The 3,679-nt window shown below is 69.6% G+C and carries 1 protein-coding gene and 2 pseudogenes; all 3 read right to left on the bottom strand.

Annotation, left to right across the window (positions count from 1 at the left end):
* Positions 1-93: pseudogene (locus tag ACZ4VL_RS40190) on the bottom strand (roadblock/LC7 domain-containing protein); the annotation flags it as partial.
* A gap of 10 nt (positions 94-103) precedes the next feature.
* Positions 104-3,286 carry a nitrate- and nitrite sensing domain-containing protein gene (locus ACZ4VL_RS40195; protein ID WP_468210879.1) on the bottom strand — a complete coding sequence of 1,061 codons (3,183 nt, stop codon included), beginning with the start codon at positions 3,284-3,286 and terminating at the stop codon, positions 104-106.
* 292 nt (positions 3,287-3,578) lie between these two features.
* Positions 3,579-3,679 (bottom strand): annotated as a pseudogene (locus tag ACZ4VL_RS40200) (ATP-binding protein); the annotation flags it as partial.

Consider the following 3,679-nt stretch of genomic DNA (forward strand, 5'->3'; position numbering starts at 1 on the left):
GTCGGCGGAGACCACCACCGTGTGGGACACCCCGGGGGTGTTGTCCACGAAGTTGGTGATCAACCAGTTCAGGTTCTGTGCCGCCTGGCTCATCGGGCTCACACTAACGCTCCTGGTCATAGCTGTTACTTGACTGCTCAGTACCCGCGCTCCGGCCCTGCTGGACACCGCGCCGCAGGTTGCTCAACCTGCCGCGCACGTCCTCCGGAGCCCGGGAGACCTGGGGGCCGTCCTGCGGAGTCGTCTCCGCAGAACCTTCGACCAGGTTGGCCTTGGGCACCCGCCGAGGCAGACCGGACGCGGTGACCCCGCCCGCCTTCGGCTCACGGAGCTTCCCGGCCTGCTGCCAGCGCTCGTCGTTCTTCGAGCGCCAGCCGGTGCCGGTCTCCTCGCCCCGCTCCGAATCGGCGGGCTGCTGCTGTCGCGGCGACCGCTGTTCGAAGAGGGACCCGGGGGACTCCGCTTCCTGCTGCGCCGGCTGCCACTGCTGCTGGCTGCCGCGGCGCGGCAGGCCCGCTCCGGTCATTTCGTGACCGGTGTCGGCAGCGGCGCCCGGACGATCGAAGCCTACGCGGTCCGCGGCGGGTTCGGGAGCGGCCGGGGGTTCCGATTCAGTCCCGTACTCCTGCTGGTAGCCGTCGGAGTACGTGTTCTGCTCGGGCCACTCCGCATGCCCCGACTGGGCAGCGTAGCCGTTGTCGTAGCCCTGTGCGTCCTGCTGGGGCTGCTGGTAGCCCGCTTCCGCATAGGTGTAGTCCTGCTGCGGGTAGGCCTCGTAGCCCTGCTGGTCCGCGTGAGCCTGCTGCTCGTCGTACCCAGCGTCGTAGCCCTGCGCGGGCTGCTGCTCGTACTCCGGGTACTGCTGGTAGCCGTGCTCGGGCTGCGGTTCCGCATACTCCTGCTGCGCGGCGTACTCCCCGGCCGCGGGCGACGGCTGGTGCAGCTGCGCCTCCAGCGCCGCACGACGCTCCTGCTGGCCGAGGGAGCGGCCGACCGCGTCCAGGCCGCCCTCGGCGCCCTGACCGTCGTAACGGGAGTCGTCGAAGCCGAGTTCGGCCGCCGTGCGCAGCGGCGCGGCCTGCTGGACCTGCTGCTGCGGGATCATCGAGGAGACGGTGAACTCGTCGTCCGGGATGCCCTCGCCACCGCCACCGTGGGTGATGGCGTCCGGGAGCATGATGAGCGACGTCGTACCGGCCGCCTCGCCCGACGGGCGCAGCTGGACGCGGATGTGGTGCCGGTCCGCCAGGCGGCCGACCACGAAGAGACCCATGCGCTGCGAGATCGCGGCGTCCACGGTCGGCGGGTTGGCCAGCTTGTGGTTGATGTCCGCGAAGTCCTCGGCGGTCAGACCGATGCCCTTGTCGTGGATCTCGACCATGACGCGGCCGTCCGGCAGACGCGTGGCGTTGACCCGGACCTTGGTCTGCGGGGAGGAGAACGTGGTGGCGTTCTCCAGCAGCTCGGCGAGCAGGTGCACGAGGTCGGTCACGGCCCGGCCGTGGATCTCCGCCTCGGAGATGTTCGAGAGCTCGATGCGCTCGTACTGCTCCACCTCGGAGGAGGCGGCGCGCAGCACGTCGACGAGGGGCACCGGCTGGTCCCAGCGGCGGCCCGGCTCCTCGCCCGCGAGGATGAGGAGGTTCTCGCCGTTGCGGCGCATACGGGTGGCCAGGTGGTCCAGGCGGAAGAGGTTCTCCAGCTGGTCCGGGTCGGCCTCGTTGTTCTCCAGCTCGGTGATCAGGCTCAGCTGGCCCTCGATCAGCGACTGGTTGCGTATGGAGAGGTTCGTGAAGATCGCGTTGACGTTGCCCCGCAGGAGCGCCTGCTCGGCGGCGAGCCGGACGGCCTCCCGGTGGACCTGGTCGAAGGCGCGGGCGACCTCGCCGATCTCGTCCTGGGAGTCGATCGGGATCGGCGCGACGCGGGTGTCGACCTTGCCCGGGTCGGTGCGCGAGAGCTGGTCGACGAGCATCGGCAGGCGCTGCTCGGCGACGTCGAAGGCGGCGGAGCGCAGGCGGCGCATCGAGCGGCTCATCTGGCGGGCCACCATGCCGGCCAGGATGAACGCCGCGAGCAGGGCCACGACCACGGCGGCGCCGGTCCAGATGGCGACGTTGCGGGCGTCGTCGGAGATCACGACGGTGTCCTTGACGGCCTTGTCGAGGAGGTCCTTCTCGATCTCGGCGTAGCCCTCGAACTTGGCGGTGGCACCGGCCTGCCAGGCGGCCGGCGTGACGCCGTTCTTCGCCAGGGCGGCGGGCTTGTCGCCGCCGGCTATCGCCTCGGTCATGCCCGTGAGCACCGAGCCGTTGACCGGGGTCGGGGACTTGAACGGGGCGCCGGTCTGCTCGGCCTGCGCCTTCGCGGCGGCGAGCTTCGCGGCCCCGTCCTGGGACTTCTTCTGCATGACGTCTTTGAAGCGGTTGACGTCTTCGTCGGTGCCCGCGGCGATGTACTCGCCGACCGCGATCTCCTCGAGGTACGCGTACGAGGAGAAGGCGACGAGCTGGGCCTTGCGGACCTCTTCGTTCTCGTTCGGCCGGACCAGCAGGTGCGTGCCGATGGCGCGCTGGAGCGACTCGGCGGCCTTGGCCAGCTCGATCGCGTAGACCATGCGGCCGTAGCTGGTCACATTGCCGGTGCCCAGGCCCAGTTCGTTGGAGAACTGCATGAGGTAGTGCTGGACGAGAAGGTAACCGTCCTCGGTCGGGATGGGGCCCGCCTGGTTGGGAAGGGCCTTCTTCGCCGTCTCGGGAGCCTTGTAGGCCGTCTTGCGGACCGCCTCCAGCTTGGGCTCCTCCTGGCGGAAGAGCTGCAGGCGCCGCTCCAGGCCCTGGTTCTTCGGCAGGTCCTTGACGGCCTCCGCGAACTTCGCCTTCGCCGTGTCCGTGGCCTCGTAGGCCTTGGTGACGGCGGCGTTGCCCGTGTCGCCCTTCAGCAGCGGCTCGGCCGTGAGGTCGCGCTCGTTGAGCAGCGCCTGGCCGTACTCCGCCGCCGCCTGGACGATGCGGACGGTCTTCTCGGCGTCCTTGGCCTCGTTCCAGGTGTCGAGCGAGCCCTTCACCTGGAAGCCGCCCATGACCAGGCCCACGAGGACCGGCACGAGCAGGATGGCGTTCAGACGGGTCGCCACACGCCAGTTGCGGGGCGAGAACCTGCTGGTGCTGCCGCTCTTCGGCGCCGGTTCCACGGGCGCGTCGACGGGCGACGCGGCCGCACGCTGCGGCGGGGTGAAGTTGCCGCGCGCGGGTTCATCCGCGGGGCTCGAGTTGCTTCGCCTCACTCGACCAACAACCTCTCGGCGGTGCTACTAGCTAGTTAGTTGAATTCCAGCATGGTCAAGGGCCGTGTTCCAAACAGTTGGATTCGGCCGGTCCCAGAGACCTGCGACACACGTAAAACGGACATAAAGAGCGAGCGGCGGCAAATAACGGGCCGCACGTGCGCGCAGCGGTACCGCCCGAACGCGCCGTGTGCAGGGGCGCCGGCAATTCTCTGTCGAAACGTTATGAACGAGAAGGGCGGGCCGTGTCGTACGACACAGCCCGCCCTCCCGGTCCGCACGGCAGGCCGAACTACTTCAGCCGTGCCATGAGGGCGTGCTCGACCAGGGTGATGAGCGCGCTCTTGGCGTCGGCCCGGTGGCGGGCGTCGGTGGTGATGATCGGGGCGTCGG

The sequence above is a fragment of the Streptomyces sp. NPDC029014 genome (genome assembly GCF_055564695.1).